At 44.9% G+C, this 22,409-nt stretch carries 15 protein-coding genes; 9 read left to right on the plus strand and 6 right to left on the minus strand.

What is annotated here, in order from left to right; all coding sequences use genetic code 11:
- The first annotated feature begins 7 nt into the window (after positions 1–7).
- The 3 genes from OCT63_RS00895 to OCT63_RS00905 all read left to right on the plus strand — a co-directional run bounded on the left by OCT63_RS00895 (position 8) and on the right by OCT63_RS00905 (position 5,254).
- Entirely contained in the window at positions 8–3,100 is a 3,093-nt protein-coding gene (locus tag OCT63_RS00895; protein WP_269983022.1) for a tetrathionate reductase subunit A, read from the plus strand.
- A gap of 447 nt (positions 3,101–3,547) precedes the next feature.
- Positions 3,548–4,189 (plus strand): c-type cytochrome, encoded by a 642-nt coding sequence (locus tag OCT63_RS00900; RefSeq protein WP_060469252.1) that lies wholly within the window; start codon positions 3,548–3,550, stop codon positions 4,187–4,189.
- 9 nt (positions 4,190–4,198) lie between these two features.
- Positions 4,199–5,254, plus strand: a complete 1,056-nt coding sequence (locus tag OCT63_RS00905; RefSeq protein ID WP_161684871.1) for a c-type cytochrome — start codon at positions 4,199–4,201, stop codon at positions 5,252–5,254.
- Between the two features lie 145 nt (positions 5,255–5,399).
- Here the strand turns inward: OCT63_RS00905 and OCT63_RS00910 are convergent, their stop codons facing one another.
- Both OCT63_RS00910 and OCT63_RS00915 read right to left on the minus strand, forming a co-directional pair.
- Entirely contained in the window at positions 5,400–6,329 is a 930-nt protein-coding gene (locus OCT63_RS00910) for a LysR family transcriptional regulator (protein WP_269983023.1), read from the minus strand.
- Positions 6,330–6,355: 26 nt separating this feature from the next.
- Positions 6,356–6,796 carry an Lrp/AsnC family transcriptional regulator gene (locus tag OCT63_RS00915; RefSeq protein ID WP_032547968.1) on the minus strand — a complete coding sequence of 147 codons (441 nt, stop codon included), beginning with the start codon at positions 6,794–6,796 and terminating at the stop codon, positions 6,356–6,358.
- Positions 6,797–6,938: 142 nt separating this feature from the next.
- Here OCT63_RS00915 and OCT63_RS00920 point away from each other — a divergent pair, with 142 nt between their 5' ends.
- Positions 6,939–7,523, plus strand: coding sequence for a LysE family translocator (locus OCT63_RS00920; RefSeq protein WP_060469249.1), 585 nt, complete (start codon positions 6,939–6,941; stop codon positions 7,521–7,523).
- Between the two features lie 54 nt (positions 7,524–7,577).
- Here OCT63_RS00920 and OCT63_RS00925 read toward each other — a convergent pair whose 3' ends face one another.
- Entirely contained in the window at positions 7,578–7,967 is a 390-nt protein-coding gene (locus OCT63_RS00925) for a DUF1294 domain-containing protein (protein WP_060469248.1), read from the minus strand.
- Positions 7,968–8,521: 554 nt separating this feature from the next.
- On the opposite strand from OCT63_RS00925, the gene pulA reads away from it, so the two are divergent.
- The gene (gene pulA / locus OCT63_RS00930) at positions 8,522–12,184 is read left to right on the plus strand and encodes a pullulanase-type alpha-1,6-glucosidase (RefSeq protein ID WP_161685094.1); all 3,663 of its coding nucleotides are present in this window, start codon (positions 8,522–8,524) and stop codon (positions 12,182–12,184) included.
- Between the two features lie 534 nt (positions 12,185–12,718).
- Here the strand turns inward: pulA and OCT63_RS00935 are convergent.
- Together OCT63_RS00935 and lamB are read right to left on the minus strand one after the other, a co-directional pair.
- Positions 12,719–13,549, minus strand: a complete 831-nt coding sequence (locus OCT63_RS00935) for a MalM family protein (protein WP_269983024.1) — start codon at positions 13,547–13,549, stop codon at positions 12,719–12,721.
- Between the two features lie 165 nt (positions 13,550–13,714).
- A complete protein-coding gene (gene lamB, locus OCT63_RS00940; protein ID WP_017057851.1) occupies positions 13,715–14,923 on the minus strand; it encodes a maltoporin LamB in 1,209 nt (402 codons plus the stop codon).
- A gap of 434 nt (positions 14,924–15,357) precedes the next feature.
- Here lamB and glgX point away from each other — a divergent pair, with 434 nt between their 5' ends.
- The 3 genes from glgX (at position 15,358) to OCT63_RS00955 (ending at position 20,188) form a co-directional block, all read left to right on the plus strand.
- Entirely contained in the window at positions 15,358–17,331 is a 1,974-nt protein-coding gene (gene glgX / locus OCT63_RS00945; protein WP_269983025.1) for a glycogen debranching protein GlgX, read from the plus strand.
- A 228-nt stretch (positions 17,332–17,559) separates the two neighbouring features.
- A complete protein-coding gene (locus tag OCT63_RS00950; protein ID WP_269983026.1) occupies positions 17,560–19,302 on the plus strand; it encodes a sensor domain-containing diguanylate cyclase in 1,743 nt (580 codons plus the stop codon).
- A gap of 157 nt (positions 19,303–19,459) precedes the next feature.
- The gene (locus OCT63_RS00955; protein ID WP_269983027.1) at positions 19,460–20,188 is read left to right on the plus strand and encodes a tRNA (adenine(22)-N(1))-methyltransferase; all 729 of its coding nucleotides are present in this window, start codon (positions 19,460–19,462) and stop codon (positions 20,186–20,188) included.
- Between the two features lie 104 nt (positions 20,189–20,292).
- Here OCT63_RS00955 and OCT63_RS00960 read toward each other — a convergent pair whose 3' ends face one another.
- A complete protein-coding gene (locus OCT63_RS00960; RefSeq protein ID WP_269983028.1) occupies positions 20,293–21,237 on the minus strand; it encodes an acyltransferase in 945 nt (314 codons plus the stop codon).
- A gap of 329 nt (positions 21,238–21,566) precedes the next feature.
- Between OCT63_RS00960 and OCT63_RS00965 the strand changes: the two genes are divergently transcribed.
- Complete coding sequence (locus OCT63_RS00965; RefSeq protein WP_269983029.1) at positions 21,567–22,370, plus strand: ferredoxin--NADP reductase; 804 nt, start codon at positions 21,567–21,569, stop codon at positions 22,368–22,370.
- Positions 22,371–22,409: the final 39 nt, after the last annotated feature.

Raw genomic sequence — 22,409 nt, forward strand, 5'->3', positions numbered from 1 at the left:
AATCATCATGGATAACAAACGTCGTCAATTTTTGAAAACAGGCCTTGCTGCCGGTGGTGTTGGAGCTTTTGCTGCAGGTTATGCGACAACCACAAAACACATGGTTCACGGTGCTATCGATGGCACCGCGGGTAAAAAAACCAACCACATCCACCACGGTAATTCATTAGAGACGGAATACAGTGTCGATGAACAAGGTAAGATCTCACCAAATCCAAACCAACGTGTTGCACCCTCTATGTGTTTTGGTTGCTGGACACTGTGTGGTCTACGTGTACGGATCGATAATCGTAATGACGAGATCTTACGTATCTCGGGCAACCCGTATCATCCGCTATCAAACGACCAACATATCCCCTTCACAACGCCGGTAAAAGACGCCTACATTGGCTTGTCTGGTGAATCGGGTATCAATAACCGCTCGACTGCCTGCGCCCGTGGTAACGGTATGTTAGAGATTCAAAACAGCCCATACCGAATCACTCAACCGCTCAAACGTGTCGGTAAGCGTGGTGAAGGCAAGTGGGAGCCAATCAGTTACGAGCAGCTAATCTCTGAAATCACCGAAGGTGGTGACTTGTTCGGCGAAGGCGACGTGGAAGGATTGCGTTCGATTCGTGACATCGAAACACCACTCGACCCGAATAACCCTGAATACGGACCAAAAGCCAACCAATTACTAGTGACGAATGCCGGTAATGAAGGCCGTGACGACATCTTGAAGCGCTTTGCATTTAACAGCTACGGCACTCGTAACTTTGGTCATCACGGCTCTTACTGTGGCTACGCATTCCGCGCAGGTTCAGGCGCGATCATGAACGATCTAGACAAGTTCTCGCATTTAAAGCCCGACTTCAACAACGCTGAGTTCATTCTGTTCATCGGTATGTCTCCGGCCCAAGCGGGTAACCCGTTTAAGCGTCAAGCACGACAATTGGCTGAGGCTCGCACGAACGGAAAACTGAGCTACACCATAGTGACACCAAGCCTTCCTGCAGGGTCATCAAGTCTCGCGGCGGGCGATCGCAACAACTGGCTGCCGATCAAACCGGGTACTGATTCAGCATTAGTTCTGGGCATGATCCAATGGATCATCGACAACCAGCGCTACAATCACGACTTCTTGTCTCGCCCAAGCGCACAAGCGATGCAGAAAGCTGACACCACACACTGGTGTAATGCTTCTCACCTTGTTATCAGCGACGAAACACACCCACAAAACGGGCGCATGCTTCGCACATCGGATATTGGTTTACTCGAAACGGGCGAACCGATGTCTGACGATGATGCATTTGTTGCACTTGACGTGACAACGTCACTATTAACATCAAATATTCAGATCGACGAGGCGGCATTGTTTGTCGATCAAGACGTAGAAATCGATGGTCAGACCGTTCGTGTTAAGTCTTCTCTACAAAGATTGAAAGAAGAAGCCTTCAAATATGACCTTGCTTACTACAGTGAGCAGTGTGAAATCTCACAAGACCAGATTATTGCACTGGCGAAACGCTTCACTAGCTACGGAACGAAAGCCGTCGTGGATACTCACGGTGGTAACATGCACACCAACGGCTTCTACAACTCGTTCTCTATCTTAATGTTGAATGCGCTGATCGGTAACATCAACGCGAAAGGCGGGGCGATGGCGAAAGCGGGCGGCTACCCAACTTCTGTTGCTGGCCCACGTTACGACTTTACCAAGTTCAAGGGTAAGACTAAGCCTCAAGGTGTGTTCTTGTCTCGCAGCAAGTTCCCGTATCAGAAAACCAGCGAATACAAACGTCGTGTTGCAGCCGGTGAATCACCTTACCCAACACGCGCGCCGTGGTACCCAATCTCGGCACCGCTTTTAACTGAGCACTTATCAGCTGCCATTGATGGCTATCCTTACCGAGCAAAAGCGTGGATCAACCACATGGCGAACCCACTTTATGGGGTTCCGGGTTTAGACAACTTGCTGGGTGAAAAGCTTAAAGATCCAAAACAGCTTGGCTTGATCGTCTCTATCGATGCCTTCATCAATGAGACCACAGCGTTATCGGATTACCTCGTGCCAGACACAGTGACCTACGAAAGCTGGGGCATGGCAACACCGTGGCATGGCGTCGCAACTAAAACGATCACCGCTCGTTGGCCGATTGTTGAGCCTAAAACCTCACGTACTCAAGACGGGCGCGCCATCAACCTAGAGAATTTCTTTATTGATCTGGCGAAAACGCTTGGCTTAGGTGGCTTTGGCGACAACGTAATTAAAGATAGCCAAGGTAACTGGCACGGTATTCATAGCGCTGAAGATTTCTACCTGCGCTCAGCGGCTAACTTGGCATTCGTAAAAGGCGGCGTGCCAAATGTCGATGCTGAAGATATCGTTTGGTCTGGTTTAGAACGCCTAGTACCCGTGATGAACAAAACGCTCAAACCAGAAGAGATGCTTAAAGTGGCGTATATCTTTGCGCGTGGCGGTCGTTTTGAAGATGCAACCAATGCGTACACCAATGAAACCATGAAGTACAAATGGACCAAACCATTGACTATCTGGAATGAAAAGCTTGGCACCTCTCGCAACACCATTAGTGGCGAACAGTACATGGGTTGTCCGACATGGTATCCACAAAAGTTGGCAGACGGCACACCTTTGGCAGAGCAGTTCCCAGTAAAAGAGTGGCCGTTCACCCTGACGAACTTTAAATCCAACATTCACAGTGCAGTGTCTAACTTGTCACCACGTTTAGAGTCCATCAAGGGTGTGAACCCGGTTTACATTCACCCACAAGACGCCTCTTCAGCAGGCATCAAAACCGGTGACGTATTTGCCATTGAAACACCGAGCTCAACCACACAGGCGCTGGCAATGGTGATTGATGGCATCAAGCCGGGCACATTAGGCTTTGAACACGGCTTTGGACACAAAGAGCTCGGTGAACGTGCACACTGGATTGGTGACACACAACAACCGGTGAAGATGAAGTCTAACGATGGCGTTAACATCAATGATATTGGTTTAATTGACCCGACGAGAGAAGGCAAAGGCGTCATGTTGGATTGGGTTGTGGGCGCAGCAGCAAGGCAAGCGCTTCCGGCTAAGATCTACAAAGTGTAAGCAGAGCTATACAAGGTCGAATTATTGGGGCCACACACACCTCGACTCATGCGTGATTATGGGCACAACAGAGCAATCCGTCGTTTAAAGGTTGCTCTGCTTTTCCCTCTTTTATATAGAAAGCAGGCAATCTTCACTTCACCACAACTTTTTTAGCCAGCCCCTATAAAGCGGCTATGCTTACACTATCGGTGCCATAAAAGAGCCTTAACAAACAGTGACACTGAGGCCAACATGGCAGCTCCCTTGCATTTCATTAACAGCAATTGGATCAGCCAATCGGACTTCACACCATTACCGCTAGGTTGAGTCATTACCAATAACTTAAGTGAGGTTATTAATGTGAGACTTACCTCAAGTTATTAATGAATTAATGTGGAAATCCACAATAGCGCCAACCATCAATTATGCCGAAAATGCGTGCATTATAACCAATAGCGACACTTCATGACTAAGCTGAAAATTAAAACTCAAACTTTAACGCTTTGCATCGCAGCTTTAGGAAGCCTTTCTTTAGCCGGTTTTGCACAAGCAGCGCCTAATCCAATGCCAGAAGCCGCAGAAACCTGCAGCGGCTGCCACCAAGCTGACGGAAAAGGCATGCCCAACATCGCCCCGATGCTTGCAGGGCTTAATGCTGATTATCTCGAACATCAACTGGTTTTGTTTTCCAGTGGCGAGCGTCAAAGCGCGATCATGAAGGGTATGGCGGATGGTGTGTCCGACCCTGCTATTCGTCGTGAAGTTGCAGAATACTTCGCATCATTACCTTCTTACGAATTCACCGATTTAGAGCAGCGCGGCTCACAGGCTGATATTGATAATCCGTATCGCAAGCTGGTATTCCAAGGCGATTGGGATCGAAACATTCCCGCTTGTGCAACCTGCCACGGGCCAAGTGGTATGGGCGTGGACAAGTTCCCACGTCTAGCGAGCCAGCACGCCGACTACATTCAAACTCAGCTCAACGCTTGGAAAAGCGGCACTCGCAAGGGGGATGATTTGAACATGATGGGCAATATCGCTGGCAAGTTGACCGACGATGAAATCAAAAACCTATCTTACTACTTCGCATCTTTCCGATACTAAAGGGCTCGCATGAAAACATTACTTTTAATTACCGCAACCCTTGCCTCTGGAATCGCTTATGCCGAAGGTGAATTGCCCGATCGTCAAACCGAACTGCCAGCCGTTGAGAAACCTCAAGATCACAAATATCTGGTGCCACGTGATTTAGTCAATATTCCTGCAGGGGAATTTGGCGACAAAGTAAAACAGGGCTATTCACTGTTTGTCGACTCACAGCAGATGCGTGGTACGTTCGTTGGCAATGAACAAAACTGTGTAAACTGCCACATGCAAGCGGGCATGAAACCAAATGCCGCGCCTCTTTGGGGTGCCTACATGGCCTACCCTGCTTACCGTAAGAAAAACGATAAGGTAAACAGCTACGCGGAACGGATCCAAGGTTGTTTCACTTATTCGATGAATGGCTTACCACCAGCCGTTGATTCAAAAGAGATGGTCGCACTTACTGCTTATTCATACTGGTTAGCCATGGGAGGAATCTTAGACAAGAATGGCCTACAAGATACGCCCGTTCCTGAGATAAGCGATGCCGATTTACAAGTCGGTGGTAAAACTGAAAGCTTCCCTCTTCCTGAAGAACTGCTAAGCAAATACCCAATCGATGACCGCAGCAAGTTGGCAGGCCGTGGCTACCCTAAGATCGATAACCCTGAAAAAGAGCCATCAATAGCACGTGGTGAAAAAGTTTACCAGGCGAGCTGCCAGACGTGTCACGGTCAAGATGGTGAAGGCATTAAAGGCGCGGACGGTCACTCATATCTACCACCACTTTGGGGCGAGAACTCGTTCAACTGGGGCGCAGGTATGCATCGCGTAAACACGGCTGCATACTTTATTTACGAAAACATGCCGCTTGGAAAGAGCCAACAGCTTTCTATTCAGGAAGCATGGGATGTGGCTGCTTTCGTCAACAGCCATGAACGTCCACAAGACCCTCGATATAAGGGGGATGTTGCTGGCAATGCTAAGCGTTACCACAATCACCAAGGTTACTATGGTAAAAAAGTCGACGGTAATGTCACAGGTTCTAAAGCTTACCCGAGCGGAAAAGACGTGATTCATTGATAGACATTTGTGAATACAAATAGCCGATCACGCCAGTCATAGCTATGCTTTACATTGTAAATCGGTTCTCGCGGGAATAATAAAAAGGAGCCAGATCGTGTGACGATCTGGCTCCTTTTTCACGTTTGATATATTTAAAATACAACTAACCTTGCTGCATTTTCTCCCAAATCGTTGGAGATCCAATATAGTCTTGAACTGTAGTGATGAACTCTTTCACCAGTTTAGTCTGCTTGCGGTGCGGATACACAGCGTAGATAGCCGTATCTATCGTAGAAATTGGGTAATCAGGAAGTAAGGTGACCAAGCCCAGCTCTTTCATTGAGGCGTACAGATTAGATTGGTCAACAAAGCCATACCCTAAGCCATCTTTAACGCAAGACACCATAGTGCGGACATCGCTCACCTTATAATTTCCACGAATCGTTAGGCTCTGGAAGGTATTTCCTCCCGGCTCTTCACTGATACGCAGATGATCGACCGTCATATCACCATTGGTATAAATCACAGCGGGTAACGCGAGCAAATCTTGTGGCGTCTTAGGTTCACCATGCTGCTTCACAAAGTCGTTCGAGGCAACCAACATAAAGTTACTGTCGGCAATCTTCTTGGCAATCAAATTCGATTCAACAAGCTTGCTGAAGCGAAATGCGATATCAAACTGTCCTGCGATTATGTTGGCGATCTTGTCGTCTAATGAAAGTACGATCTGAACATCCGGGTACTTTCTCATGAACTGCGTGATGATAGGTTGTAGGTATTGCTGACCAAAATAGATCGGCGACGTAATTCGTAGCACACCTTTAGGCTCAGACTGATAGGAATCAGCAATGCCTTGTATCTGATTGATGGTATCTTTTAACACATAGGTTTGCGCGAGAATATCTTCACCCGCCGACGTTAAAGAAAACGAGCGCGTAGAACGATTGAGCAGCTGCACACCTAAGTCTTGCTCAAGCTTTTTAATCTGTTTAGAGAGGGATGAGTTATCCATATCATGTAAGGTTGCCGCTTTGGTGAACGACCCTTGTTGAACCACATCTAAGAACAATAACAACTGATTAGTATTGGGCACTGCGCCTCTCCTGACATACAACTCGACTAACGTTCGTCTTTAGGGGTATCCATGACCACCATGGTCGTTATAGATTGAACCTGAGCACACTCGCCAAGTACATTGGCATGAAACTTTTTATAGGCTGGAAGATCTTTGGTCTCGACCCTGATCAAGTACTCATTCGCACCGGTAATATTGTGGCACTCCACCACCTCTTTTTCCAAACTGACGTGCTGTTCAAATTCTAACTGAGCCGATTTGCTGTGACTAGAAAGCCCAATAGAAACATACGCAATAAAGCCTACCCCCATCAGGCCGTTATCCAAAACCGCGCGGTAACCTTGAATGATACCTTTACGTTCGAGATCTTGTACTCGCCTGAGCGTTGCTGAAGCCGACAAACCAATTCGTTCAGAGAGCTCAATGTTGGAGATTCTGCCGTCCAATTTAAGCTCTTGCAATATCCTTTCGTCAAATCTATCCATAACTGATTATTATTGTGCATTAAGTGATAATAGAGATAATAAAAGCACATAATTGCCTCACTTTCCACATACTATGTTTCTCAACGCGTGAAAGTCATGACCGGTCAGTCACCTTCGTTCATTTTATTGCTGGAGAACCATAATGCCTTTAGAACAACTTAGCGCGCTTGCCTTATTTGCGTTTGTCTCGACCTTCACACCAGGTCCCAATAACATCATGCTCATGACATCAGGTGCCAATGTTGGCTTTGCACGCACGATTCCGCACATGCTTGGCATTGCTCTGGGATTTGCAGCGATGTTGCTATTGGTTGGTTTGGGCTTAATGGGTATTTTCAATGCATACCCAGTGACACACCAAATTCTGAAATACCTAAGTCTTGCTTACCTCGTGTACCTTGCGATTAAGATAGCATTGAGTGGCAAAGCTAAAAGTACCGAAGCTTATAAGCCAATGACCTTCATCGGCGCGGCAAGTTTTCAGTGGGTGAATCCAAAAGGTTGGTCAATGGCGCTGACTGCCATTTCCGTTTATAGCAGTGGCAGTTCATGGTGGGAGCTTGCGATCATCGCGGCGATTTTCACTCTCGCTAACTTACCATCTGTAACCTTCTGGACGGCAGCAGGCAAGCAACTGCAACACTGGCTAACAACGCCAGTCCGCATCAAAAGCTTCAACTATGGGATGGCGGGCTTGCTGTTAGCATCAACGATTCCAATGCTCTAATCGACTCACTATAGCTATTGATGGTTAGCACACAGCTGCTAGCCATCATAGTTTTTAAAGAAACCCGGTAATTTCGCTAACCCAACGACCAAATATCGCCTGCCCGCTCGGCGTTAACGTCCACACAAACGCCGCTACATTCATTGCTACTGTTAGCCAATAAATCGCTCTGAACGGCTGCTTTTTCGTTTTATGACGCAGTTTATCTTGAGCAATCAAAGCCCCTAGCCAACCACCAGCAAAAGAGAAGATGTGCAGAGTTTTCTCAGGCACACGCCAATTGCCATTAATTGCCGCTTTCTTGTCCTTTGCATACACAAAAAACGTTACCACTCCGACAGCTAAATACCACACTAATAGTACTTTCGAACTTTTTACAAACAACACAGACACCGCTACCATCACCAGATAAGTGATGGCGATTTGAATAGATGAAGACAACATCGACCCCCCTTTTGGCTAACAGCTCACATACTCTAGCAATTACGCCCTATCAATTGTCATAAGGATGATTAAGAAAGACTACTCATTTACTATTCGACTTCGCAATCTCATAGTAAAACCCTATAACGCCCTAATAAAAGTGGCTCAATTATAAAGATACTCAATCAAAATGCTCACTTTATCTATAAGGCTAATTTTCAACGATATTAAAGATCTTTATTCCTATTAAAAAATAAGCACTTAACATAGTGATAATTACCTCACACAAAGAAGGATGAGTACTCCCCCTTATTACCTACGCCTAGGTTCTACGCCCTTGATAATATACTTCTTTTTTATGTGTTATCGACCCAATAAAATTTGAAATACCCGACGCAAATTGTGATTTGCTCACTAAGTTTCTTATATTTACCCGTTGAAAATAACTTTATATATAGCGGTCACAAATAGCTGACCATAACAAACACTACGATATCCAACTAATTAAAAGTGACATATGGATATCAAACGTGAACATGAACAATAGAACTATAAATCTCAATAACACGGTCAATATTTTGAATAAAAGACGCTTCAAACGATCTACCTTGGCCAAAGCGATTTTACCTCTCTTCACTGCTACTTTAATCGCGGGATGTGGCAGTGATAATAATAGCGACAACGCTACAGACGCAGGCAGCAGTGGCTTATACAAAGCTGGCGAAAACGAAGTCGTTGTTTACTACAAACGTGATATCGCGGCCGCAAGTACGTCTAGCTCGACCTACGACGGTTGGGGTCTTCATCTTTGGAATGGTGAAGGCTGCACCAGCACTGACTTAGCTGGCATGGGATTAAGTGAAACCGGAACCAACTGGGAAGCACCTTATGAATTTGACGGTATCAGCGATACCTACGGCGCCTACTACGTATTGAAAGTTGACCCAGATGCCTCTGACCCACACAAATGCATGAACTTCATCTTGCACAATGGTGATGAGAAAGCATTTGGCAGTGCGAACTCGAAGGTCGAGTTAACTAAGCTTGGCGATTCACAAGGTGTATTCGGCTTCCATGGCAGCAGCGAGTTGTACTACGACCCGATCTCGGAACAACCAGTCAATATTGATGGTCAAAAAGCACACTGGCTAAATGCAACCACGATTGGTTGGGAAGCAGCGAGCAATGCTGATTCTGTAAAACTCTTCTATGCACTAGACAACAGCATCACAATGAACGATGACAAAGAGATTGTCGGCGGAACTGCAATTGAACTCAGCAAAGACGGAGAACTATCTTCTGAATTAAAAGAACGTTTCCGCCACCTTGCAAGCTTACCAGCAGTCGCGATTGATGTTGATAACACAACACTGCGCACCATTTTGAAGTCTCAGATAGTTCTTGTTGCCTACAACGCGAATGGCGACGTTACCTCTTCAACTGAGGTTCAAAAGCCGGGTGTGCTTGATGCGGTGTTTGCAAGTGAAGATGCTGGTAATGCGATAAGTGAAACACTCGGCGCTATTGTGGAAGGCAGCGCAGCGACCTTCAAACTGTGGGCCCCTACAGCGCAAGATGTTGAGCTCGTCCTATACAGCGAAGATCTACAAAGCTCACAAGTTATTCCTATGACGGAAAACACTGAAACGGGCGTTTGGGTAACAGATGCAGTGTCGAATGCAGTGAACAGTTATTATCGTTACCAAGTGAAGGTCTACCATCCAACTACAGGCAGCATTGAAACGCGCCTTGTAACGGATCCTTACTCACTCAGCTTATCTAAAAATTCAGCTTACTCTCAGGTCATCGACCTTGATGATTCAGCCTTGATGCCTGAAGGCTGGGTTGGATATGAGCGCCCGACTGTAGAAAAAGACGAAGACCACGTACTTTACGAATCTCACCTTCGTGACTTCAGCTTCAGCGATAAGCTAGGTACAGCGAACCTAAATGGAAAATACCTCGCTCTCACAGAAGCAGATCGTGAGTCGGTCAAACACCTACAAGCGTTGAAAGATGCGGGGTTAACTACGCTGCATATCTTACCGGCATTCGATATCGCTACCGTTAATGAAGACGAAGCGAGCCGTGTCGATATTACCGATACGGTCGGTAAGCTGTGTAATGTAAAACCGACTGCCACCTTATGTGATAAAGAAAATGAAAATAGAGTCATCGAAGAAGTACTCGATGGTTATGATCCTTCAACAGGCGATGCGCAAGCGTTAATGAACGATCTACGTATGCTCGACAGCTTCAACTGGGGTTACGACCCATTCCATTACACAGTGCCTGAGGGAAGTTATGCGACGGATCCAAATGGCTCTAAGCGTATTCTCGAATTCCGTCAAATGGTCAAAGCCACACACGACATGGATCTTAAGCTGATCATGGACGTGGTATACAACCACACTAATGCATCTGGTGTGAACGATAAGTCAGTACTGGATAAGATTGTTCCTGGGTACTACCACCGTCTTAACGTGAACACAGGTGGCGTCGAAAACTCAACCTGTTGTGACAACACCGCGACCGAAAACCTAATGATGGGTAAGTTAATGGTCGATTCACTCAAGGTGTGGGCTGATGATTATAAAGTGGATGGTTTCCGTTTTGACTTAATGGCCCACCAACCAAAAGACGTGATGGTTGAAGCATTGGAAGAAGTGCGCAAAATCGACCCAAATACCCTGTTCTACGGTGAAGGCTGGGACTTTGGCGAAGTAGCAAACAATGCCCGCTTCGACCAAGCGAACCAAATCAACATGGCAGGCACAGAGATCGGCACCTTCTCAGACCGTTTGCGTGACGCCGTGCGTGGAGGCAGCCCGTTCGATGGTGGCGTCGACTCTGAGGGCAACCACCCACTTCGATTTAACCAAGGTTTTGGTAACGCAGCGATTGCCAACGAAGAAACCAAAGTCGACCAAAACTCTATCAATGGTCGTTTACATAACCAAGATCTTGTTCGTTTGGGTATGGCAGGTAACCTCGCAGAATACGTGCTGATTGATTACAAAGGCGATACCAAACTGGGTAAGAACGTCGACTACAACGGTGCACCTGCGGGTTACACCAAGATGCCTTCAGAAAACATCTCTTACGTTTCAAAACACGATAACCAAACGCTTTGGGATAACAACGCCTATAAAATCGCTGCAGGTACGAGCTCTGCAAACCGCGCGCGTATGCAGTCTGTATCGCTCTCCACTGTGATGTTGGGCCAAGGCATACCATTCATCCACATGGGTTCTGAACTACTTCGTTCTAAGTCTATGCAGCGTGACTCTTACGATTCTGGTGACTGGTACAACCGAGTCATGTTCGATGGTACTGACAACAACTGGAACGTCGGCTTGCCACGTGAAGACAAAGATGGTGCCAACTGGGAGCTGATTAAAACCATCATTGCTGACAGCACCGCTAAACCAGACGCAGGAGACATTGACCTGACTAAACAGCAATTTCTAGAGCTATTAAAAATCCGTAGTTCAAGTGAGCTGTTCCGTTTAGACACAGCGGATGAAGTCATGAAGCGTGTCGACTTCCGCAATGTAGGCCAAGATCAAGTCGAAGGCCTGATTGTCATGTCTATCGATGATGGCGTGTCTGCAGGCGAAGACCTTGATCCTGCAAATGATGCGATTGTGGCAGTTGTAAACTCAACGAATGAATCTCAATCGTTCACAATCACAGGAGCAACAGGCTTTACACTACACGACGTTCAACAAAACTCTGCTGATGATGCTGTAAAAGGTGCAAGCTTCGCCACTGAAACCTTCACGGTACCGGCATTAACCACCGCTGTATTTGTACAAGCTCAAGGTGACGCACAAGGTACTGGTTTGCCGGTTGATAACTCAGGAAAAGATGTGTCTAGCATTCCACCATACGGTCAAACAACCGTGTATGTTCGTGGTGATATGAATGGATGGGGCGCAACTGATGATTGGGCAATGAGCTTTGTTGCTAATGGGGTTTACTCTTTGACAATGCAGGTACCTATGCCTGAAGAGGGTAAGAATGGACACAGCTTTAAGTTTGCAGATGCTGATTGGGTATCACCTAACTTGGGTTGTGACTCCGTTGAACTTGCTGATGGGTCAATCGACCTAGGTACTGATGGTAACTGCCAACTAAACGTAACAGAAGCTGGCAGCTATACCTTTACTCTGAACTCGATTCACGAGCTGGATGACAATGTGGAGAAAGCCGTAGTTTCAGTAACCAGGAATTAAGCCATAAAGCTTAGATTCTAATAAACAGATAATAAAACCAGCGAAAGCTAGCCTTTTGGGAGACGTCAGTCTCCCTTTTTTGCGCTCAAGAAACTCCAATCCAAATGCACAACATCATTCACTAACCGTCAATGTGAAGCGATCAACGAGCGGTCTTAGTTCTTAGTTCTTAGTTCTTAGTAGAAAGCATAACGACTTCGTGTAAGCGGCTAATTTAAGTGTGTTCAAATTTACGAAACCAAGTCTAGATCTGCAAATAGAATGACTACTAGTCAATAGAAATCGTATTCAGCTATTCAAGAAGAGTCAAAGAGACGAGAGTGTTTTTAATTAACACATGATCACCCAGAACTATAAATAGCCAATAAATTCCACTTATACTCGCTATTGATAATTATGTGTCATTCAGTAGTCATCTTAAAATCAAATATTCTGTGGATATAACTATTCTTATTCCATTTATCACAGGCAATAAAAAAGCTCCTATTTAGGAGCCCTTGTTCAAGTATCAATCAGTATTGACCAACTATCCGACTACTTTTTATTGACGGCTTTGACAAACACTTCTTGTGCGCCTTCAATACCAAGTGCTTTTGCTTCATCTAATAGGCTCAGAGCTTTTGGAATATTATCTGCGTCTACTGCCGTTTGAATCGCGTTGTGGTAGTAAGTTTGCGTCTCTGGTTGAATTGTCTCAACCTTAGCTGCTGCCGCTGGTTTAGCGTTAGATTCACTGTTTGATGAACCAATTGAGAAGAAGCTCGCTTGATCGATTGTAACTTCTATCTTACCCACGTTCGCATTTGGAATCGGGATATCTTTCACTTCAGGTAAATAATTACCACGGCCTTCCGCGTCCAAACGAGCAGGGTGGATAACATCAGTAAAGCCTTCCAGATCGTTTTGATCTGTATAGATAACTAAGTAAACCGATTCAGCCGTTGTTGGTGGGTAAAAATCATTTTCAGCAACCAAACGGTTCCCCAAGTGTAGTCTTGGTTTAGCGTATTCGAAGCTCTCTTTACCGTAACGCTCGAGCTCACGGCCGTTTTCGTCATAGATAACCGCATTAGGAACAAACGCTGTGTCGCCGATAATGCTAGTGATATTAATCGAGTACTCACCGCGATCTGCAGGCAGTTCAATCGCGACTACAGGGCTGTTTATGCCTTGATAGTTTAATACTTGGCTATCGGGTGTCACATCGAAAATAGCTGAACTTGGCAGCTTCATCGGAGCAAATTGAAGACCAGCAATAGAGTTAACTTGTTCAGCTTGTGCCACTTGCACTTGCTCGACAACTTGCGCAGATTGACAACCGGCCAACGCAACACAGCCACTCAACATTAGAGCTTTAAAATACATAACCCTTCCTTCTTGTTATTTTTTTAAGAAATTTACTCACTTTAATTACCACAAAGAGAACTATTCACCTAGGGAACGATCAACTTAATCGTACATTCCTTAAAAAAATAGCCGACGCGAGCCGGCTATGAATTAGGACAGTTTAGGATTTTTTACACTAAGTGTTTACCACCAAGCTTCAACTTGGATACCAACAACGAAATCGTTGTCTGCACCTTGACCAGTCACAACACCGTTTGCATCTTTAACCTCACCGAATGAATCACCTTCTAGATCCATCAAGTAGCTACCGTATACACGGATTTCAGGACGAGCCCAGAAGCTGTCACCCATTGCCCATGCTTGAGCAACAGTAAATTTAGCGCCACCGAAGTCAACGTCATCTACTTCACCAGCGTTATAGCCGGCTTCGAAGATAGTACGCATTGTGTCGTTCCACTTATACATTGGACGAGCCACGATAGAGTATTGGCTTGAATCATGCTTATCAACACCTAAGTCAGAACCTGCTAGGTATGCAAGTTGGTGACCCATTTCCCAAGATTCGCCTAGGTTCATTACACCCCAGTTCAGAATACGGTAACCAAAACCATCATCTTGCTCACCAGAGCGATCATAGTACGCACCTGAACCCCAGAAGTTAGCCATTTGAACGCCGTAACCAGCAGTACCTAGCTGAACAACAGTTTGGTTAAAGCCATTGCTCATATTTTGATGGATAATACCTGTAGCAAGAAGGCCATCATCGCCATCGTATTTGCCATTTTTGTTTTCAGTACCGAAGTTGTAAACAACACCAAGCTCTAAACTAGCATCTTCCCATAAACCGATATTAGCTAAACGAGCATCAGCCATGTAACCAGCACCGTTCTCATCTTCGCCATCTTGAATAATTGCTAAAGAAAGTTTTTGGTTACCAACTGAAATATTTTCAATACCACCACCAGTACCAGATGTATTTAGGAAGTAGAAGTCAGTGATGTGGATATCTTTACGTTGGTAGTATGTTTTACCAGCCCAAAGCGTCGCTTCTTCATCAAAAGATAGAACGCCTTTTGCTTTAACAGCAAACTGAGCGACGTTGAAGTCGCCGTCTTCCCAGCCATTTGCGCCATCAGCACCAGAAGCAATCATTGACTCAACTCGCCAAGTTTGCTCACCAGTTTTTAGCTCTTCAGCCAAGCCAAACTCAGAATAGTTGTCGCTTTCATTACCTAAACGGCCAATACCGTTCTTCATGAATGCAACATCACCACCGTCATTACCACTAATACCAGTACCAGCACGCATGTAACCATTAAAATCTACAGCGAACGCAGAGCCAGCAGCTAATGTAGTTGCCACTGCAGCAGCAATTAAACTTACTTTTTTCATTCTTAACTCCATTAAGGACGATTTATTTTAGGTTTTTATATTTTTGCTCTCTTGCGGCAACCAAAGGCAGTAATGGCGGACGTAAGATAGAGAGGTTTAGGGTTTCCCCTGATTCGTTTCAACGGGGTTTATATTAAGAGGGGATGACAAGTTTGGCTTCCTCCACCCTTAACTAAATTAAGGGGGATGAGAAGGGAGTAGAAAACATACAGAACGGTGTTTTAAAGAGGTAGATCACTTAATCTAGGAGGAGTAGACAGCACACAGATCTAATTATTCACCTTAAGTGAGATCTACTTCAAATATATAATTTGAACTTCATCGATGAATTATTTTTATAACCGTAATTATTTTATGAAGTTTCTTGACCTTACTGGGACAAAGCTTTTTACTTATAGTTCACTGATGTTGATCAACGAACAAGAAATCAATCAATGACTAGAACGCTCGCTCGCCCATACCCGCTAGGCGCAACGCTAGGTAACACTGGCTGCAACTTCTCTATTTATTCTCCTGACTGTGAATCCATCTCGCTCGCGCTTTTTGACGAGAGCGATGAATTCACCACTTATAAATTGGAATATGAATACGCTGATATTCGATATGTATTTATTGACGGAATCAAAGCGGGACAAAAATACGGTTTTGTCGCTGAAACTGAAGATGGACCTATCCTACTTTCAGACCCGTACGCGAAAGCAATCAGCGAACCGCTCGATTATGCAACGCCCTATACCAACGAAAAGAGCTTTTCGATGGCGAAATGTGTCGTTGTCGATGACTCGTTCGATTGGCAAGACGTAGAAAAACCGCGTATTAGCCGCGAAGAGACCGTTCTTTTTGAAACTCATGTAAAAGGCTTATCTCAGCTTCACCCAGAAGTCGAAGCCAACACCAAAGGTCGTTATTTGGGATTAGTTAGCCCTGAAATGCTTACGTTCTACAAACAGCAAAACATCAACTCGTTGCAACTTTTACCTATTGCGGCGTGTATGCATGAACCACACCTATTAGATATGGATAAGGTGAACTATTGGGGTTACAACCCTTATTTGTTCATGGTGCCAGACCCTCGCTACGCAGAAAAAGACGCAGTCTCTGAACTTAAGACTGCGATTCGTGAGCTGCACCGCAATGGCATCGAAGTTATTATAGACGTTGTATACAACCACACGGCTGAAGGCGGAGAAGGCGGTGCCACCTTCAACCTAAAAGCGCTAGATAGCCGCTACTACATCAAACATGGCAGCCATTATGCGAACTTCACTGGTTGTGGCAATACGGTTGACCTCACTCACCAACCAGCCTTGAACTTAGTGATGGATACGCTTCGCTATTGGGTGAGTGAGTTCCAAGTCGACGGCTTCCGTTTTGATTTGGCTGCGACACTGGGACGCGAAGGTGACAACTACAACCCTGAGGCTGCTTTCTTTAAAGCCGTTGCTCAAGATCCGGTACTCAAAGAGACCAAACTAATCGCAGAACCGTGGGATATCGGCCCCAATGGCTACCAAGTTGGTAATTTTCCGTTGGGTTGGAATGAGTGCAACGACAAGCTCAGAGACATCACACGCAGCTTCTGGCGGGGTGACCAAGGTTACTTAAAAGAGTTTGCAACGCGCTTGATGGGATCGCGTGACATCTACAGTGCAGCGCATTGGCCACACAGATTAACGGTCAACTACATCACTTACCATGATGGCTTCACCATGCAAGATCTTGTCTCTTACAAGCATAAGCACAATGAAGAAAATGGTGAGAATAACCGCGATGGACACGGTGACAATCGCTCTGAAAACTACGGTGTTGAGGGCGAAACTGAAAATCTGTTAGTTATCGCGACGCGTGAAAAGCAGAAACGCAACTTCATGGCGAGCCTGCTGTTTGCCTTTGGTATCCCGCATATCCTGACAGCAGACGTCTTATCCCATACTCAAAAGGGTAACAACAACGCCTACTGTCAAGATGGTGTGACAAGCTGGCTAAATTGGGAAGACTCTGAGCGCAAGACGTATTTCAAGACTTGGCTATCGGAAATGATCTCTGCTCGTCAACAATACATGGTGCCATTTATTAAAGCATTCAGTGGTGAAAAACGTAACTCTAATCGCATCTTCTGGAGCCGTGTTGATGGCACTTTAATGGGACATGATGATTGGAACCGTTTAAGCTCGGTTGCATTGCACTTGGGAATTGGTAAAGATGGAGACGAATTGATTTATCTAATCAATCAAACCAATGCTCCAGCTCGTTTTTCATTACCTAACGACCGTAAGCAAAGCTGGGTCACTATCTGTGATACCAACTTACGAAACGTAAAACCAGGTCATGCAGAAGGTGAAATGCTACTCTCTCCAACTTCAATGGCTATTTTGCACTATTCGCCAAAAAAGACGAATCCAGCTTAGTACAATATCGAAAACCTAAAAAGCCAGTCGTATTGAACACTGGTTTTTTAGGTTGAATATCACAAAACCCTTTTATTTATATGGAATCATTTGCATTGATGTGATTTTGAAAACTGTTTAGTATGGCCGTACTATAAAAATGAATCTATAACGTCTTTGGATATCATGGCTTTACCTAAAACACTTATTCGGCTTTTCAAACCATACATACTCTTGTTAACTGGAGGCATGTTTTACCTTGTAGTCGTTCAATTGGAAAAAGTTGAGAAAACTGCAGCTAATCAATCATCATCAAATATTCGAATCGCCAACTCCACCATTCGCTCTAACATCGAAGCGGTGTTTGGCAAGCTCTACCTCCTAGAAGCCAGCTTAGCCTTACCTAAAATTACTAGCATTGATGACAAAAGATTTCGCGAACTCAGTGACAATATTCTAAAAAGCACACCAAATTTCTCCGATATCATTCGATATCGACCTCAATCTAAGCGTTATATTTCCGCTCGAGGCCTTCCTCTTTCGAATGAACGAATCGCAGCAATACAGTGGCGTTCAATAGACAGTGTCGTTGAGGAATTTTACCTCTCTTCGGTTTATCAAAAGGCTGATGGTCGTTGGGTTTTCGCTGTCAAACACACAGCGGAAAGATTGAACGAAGAAATATGGATTGAATTTGACCTATTGCACACCACACAAGAGTTGAGTGATCTTAAAACACTAAACAACGGCTATGTATTCATTGTCGATCGAGCAACTGAAAGATTGGTATTCCATCCCAACCCTAAACGCATAGGCTCCAAGTCTATCAGCTACCATGCGGGCATAAGCCACCAACTTTCACAAGGTGAAACCAACGGTCAGAGTGAATACTACTATCAAGACAGCTTCAAGATATCGGAATTTGATGCGAACAACCGCTTAAATTGGGTATTCATTGCGAGCACTGATCGCCGCGATATTCTCACCAGCTCCCATCAATTTACGCTGACAGGCATCGTACTTGGCTCAATGCTTCTATTATGGATTGGAGCCCACTATCTCACTTATCAACTAAACATTTCACTTTCACGACTCAACAAGGTTGATGAGCTAGCGAGCTTCAAGCGTGAGCTAAAGTCCATATTTGATAGCTTTACGCACCACAAAGGCATCCAATTCTGTCTGTATCAGCCTGAAAATCACTCATTCAGTACCATCGACTATCACGGAAACAAATCAACAGTACATTGTGATGATGCCCTCGCCGAGCGTTTTTCACCAGACACCATAGCTTACAGATCTGGAAAATACGCCGATCCATTGGCGTGTAAACTAAAAATACACCAACGCCATTACTGCATTCCTCTGTACTCTCGTAAACAATTGATCGCGGTGATCTACGTAAACGTTACCTTACCAATCAGCCAGAGCATTCTGAGAATGATCAGAGATTACGCTGAGGTCTCGTTATCTAACTTGCTACTTCAGCAGCAACTGAACAGCAAAGACTTGATGACACAGCTAGACAATAGAAGCAGTTTCAACATTGCGATCGAGAGTTACGCAAGCGAGGCCGGTACCTATGTTGCTCTGCTTGATATCGACAACTTTGACCACGTAAACCGAGCTTACGGTGAAGCGGTTGGCGACAAGATGATCAAGCTGACGGCAGAAGCAATACACTCTTATTTTCCTATGCCAAAAGGGCTTTGTCTTGCTCGTATAGGGGGGAAAGAATTCGCCATATTGTTCCAAGCTAATGATGCCAAGGACGCTAAATTCCAGTTAGAACAATGTCGAATTGGCGTCGCAGAGAAAGCCATTGTGACACCAGACATCACATTATCACTAGGAGTCAGCATCGGATTCTCACAGATAGAAGGAGAACGAGATTCGGCTTTGGCACTTGCGGAACAAGCGAAGCTTATTGCGAAACAGCTTGGTAAGAATCGAGTGGAAGGCCATATCAAGGCTGTCGCCAAAGCCTCATAGGTATACGCTAACGCACTCGTATCGAACCGATTCATACAATACTGACAACATCAAAGCACCTAGGATTCATACCCTAGGTGCTTTTGTTTTTGTATAAAGTCATTACAATGCGCTTTCGATACGACAACGCCCTATCACTTTCTAACGACACAAACTTATGAAGCTCAGCAACCGACTACAAACTCTCCGCTCTCTTGTCAGTAATGACTACCAACACATTTGGGATTGCTGCTGTGATCATGGCTTCTTGGGTGTTCAATTGTTGTCGGATAACAAAGCCCCTCAGATTCACTTTGTCGATATTGTCCCGTCTCTGATGAGTGAGCTGGAAGGTAAACTTACGCGTTACTTTCCTCAAGATAACAACGTTGAGCAACACAAGCAGAGTCAATGGAAAGTCTATTGTTTAGATGTCGCAGCTATTCCACTGGATAAGCACACTGGCAGACATTTGGTCATCATAGCGGGTGTGGGTGGCGATCTGACTCAGAAACTAGTCGATGATATTCACCGTCAACACCCAGACAAAGCGATCGATTTCTTGCTGTGCCCTGTGCATCAACAATTTGAGCTAAGAAGCCATTTAAAAACACTCAAGTTCAATTTGATAGACGAAGTATTAATTGAAGAGAACCGCCGTTACTACGAGATTTTATTGGTCAGCAATAACCAAGGCAAAGCTGAAAAGAACCGAGCAGTGAGCGAAATATCAAACGTGGGTGACAAGATCTGGACACCGAGTTGTGAAACTCAGATGAAAGTATCTCAGCAGTACAAAGCCAAAACATTGCAGCACTACCTACGCATCCATCAAGGCCAAGAGAAGCAAGGTAAGCCTAGTGCAGTTAAACACATCATCGATGCTTACCAAGCGATTCAACTGTAGTAAGCACTAACTTTATCGCTTACCTCTGATAGAATCTGAGCAATAAAAAAGCCGATCGTTCAATGAACGATCGGCTTTTTTGATGCTATCGATTTGGTTTGAGCTTACTGCTCTTGTTGCTTATAAACCGCATCAGGTCCATCCACCGTTTCAACCTCACGGGGCATATCAACCTCATAAATTGTATCAAGATAGGCGTCTTTCTCTTTCCACGCGTTGTTCAACCAACTGTGAAAGCGACGTTTAAACGCTTTATCTTCAAAGTAATTGCCGTTTACGTTCTCATCCATTGGGTGCAGTTTAATACGCACCACCACCTTGGTCATTTTGCCTTTCAGCATATCTTCAAACGGAGAGATTTGGTTTTCTGGGTAAGCCAACGTGACATCCACGATACCATCTAAGATTGGGCCCATTGCCGAAAGAGCAAACGCCACACCACCGGTTTTCGGTTTGAGTAGGTGTCGATACGGTGTTTTCGCTGTCGCCAGTTTATCGTGGTTAGCACGCGTTCCTTCCACAAAATTAACCAATGTTGTCGGCGCTAGCTTGAACTTAGTACATGCCTTATTAATCGCTTCGAAATCATCATTACGACGCTCAGGGTTACGCAGCAAAAACTCGCGCGAGTGACGTCGCATGAATGGCATATCCAAGCCCCAACAGGCCAAACCGACAAATGGCACGTACAGAAGTTCATGCTTAAGGAAAAACTTCGTCATCGGCATTTTGTCTTTCAAGATAGAAGACAAAATTACAATATCCGCCCAGCTAAGATGGTTCGACATCATCAAGTACCACTGCTTGGTCGAGATATCTTTCCCACCTTCCACTTGCCACTCGATGTCATTATTCACGTTCAGCATCCAAAGGTTGAGCGAAGCCCAGCACCAAAATGTAAAATTCGCTAAACGAGTACATGATTTTTGAACAAAAGAGATTGGAAGAATCAGTTTGATGAGGCCAAAGAAACTCACAGTAAACGCAGTCATTGCGGTATTGATGGTCACGAACATCACGTTCAAGACCATACGAAGATTATCAAGCATAAAACACAGCTATATTGAGATCGAAAGCCGCCATTATACGCATCTGCAAATTATTCTCTGTAGTTATTAATGCAATACTTCAGGGGTCAAACCACTTCACAGGCCTTGTAAGAGCTAACTTTAAATCCGCGTTTACAACCTATCAAAAGACCACTTCGAGTCATATAGACCAACTCAATCATCAGTCTTTTTGACATGAAAAAAATTAATATCAACCACGAACCTACAATTGATAAGCATTCGTATTATTGGCATGACACATGCAACGCCAAAAAGTAAGATAGTTGAGTATCCTTAATGACATAGCTTATCTAAATAAAGGTGATGATATGACAGATATTCCCCATGGTTTGGTAACTGGTAAAGTTTTACACAAGACAGAATGGACAGATCAACTGTTCTCACTCCAAGTCAGTGCTCCCATCTCACCCTATCAGGCGGGCCAATTCACGAAGCTTGGCTTGCTTAACAGTGAAGGAGAGTTCGTCAGACGTGCGTACTCAATGGTGAATGCGCCAGAGCATGAGCAAGGGTACCAACATCTTGAGTTTTTAATTATTAAGGATCAGAGCGGCCAGCTCTCTCCTCAGCTTCATAAATTGAAGGTCGGCGATGACATCTTTGTCGGTAAAGACCCAAGCGGTTTTATGACATTAGATGAGATCCCAGAGATCGCCGACGATCTATGGATGCTTTCAACCGGAACTGCAGTGGGCCCATTTATCTCAATGCTTGAAAGCATGCAAATACAGCAACAGCATGGATCTAGTTCAAAAAAAGTGACCTCGTACAAAAACCTGATACTGGTTCACGCGGTAAGAACGGAGCAAGATCTAACTTACCAAGATCGTATCGCTCAACTCGTTAATCACTTTCAGGGGAAACTGAAATATGTGCCAATTATTTCTAGAGAATCAGTCACCGGAACTTTGCGCGGACGAATCCCAAGCTTGTTACTTAGAGGCGACCTTGAGCAAACCACGTCTGTCGCTTTCAATCAAACTCACAGCTTCTTCTACCTTTGCGGCAATCCGCAAATGGTTCGCGACACAAGTGAAGCGTTAATCAGCTTAGGGTTCGATAAACACTTACGCAGAAAGCCCGGCCAATTCAGTAGTGAGAACTACTGGTAAACATTAGGCCGCCACCAGTTACATAAAAGCACAAAAACA

The organism is Vibrio sp. RW, from assembly GCF_027587105.1.
Lineage (GTDB): Bacteria > Pseudomonadota > Gammaproteobacteria > Enterobacterales > Vibrionaceae > Vibrio > Vibrio toranzoniae.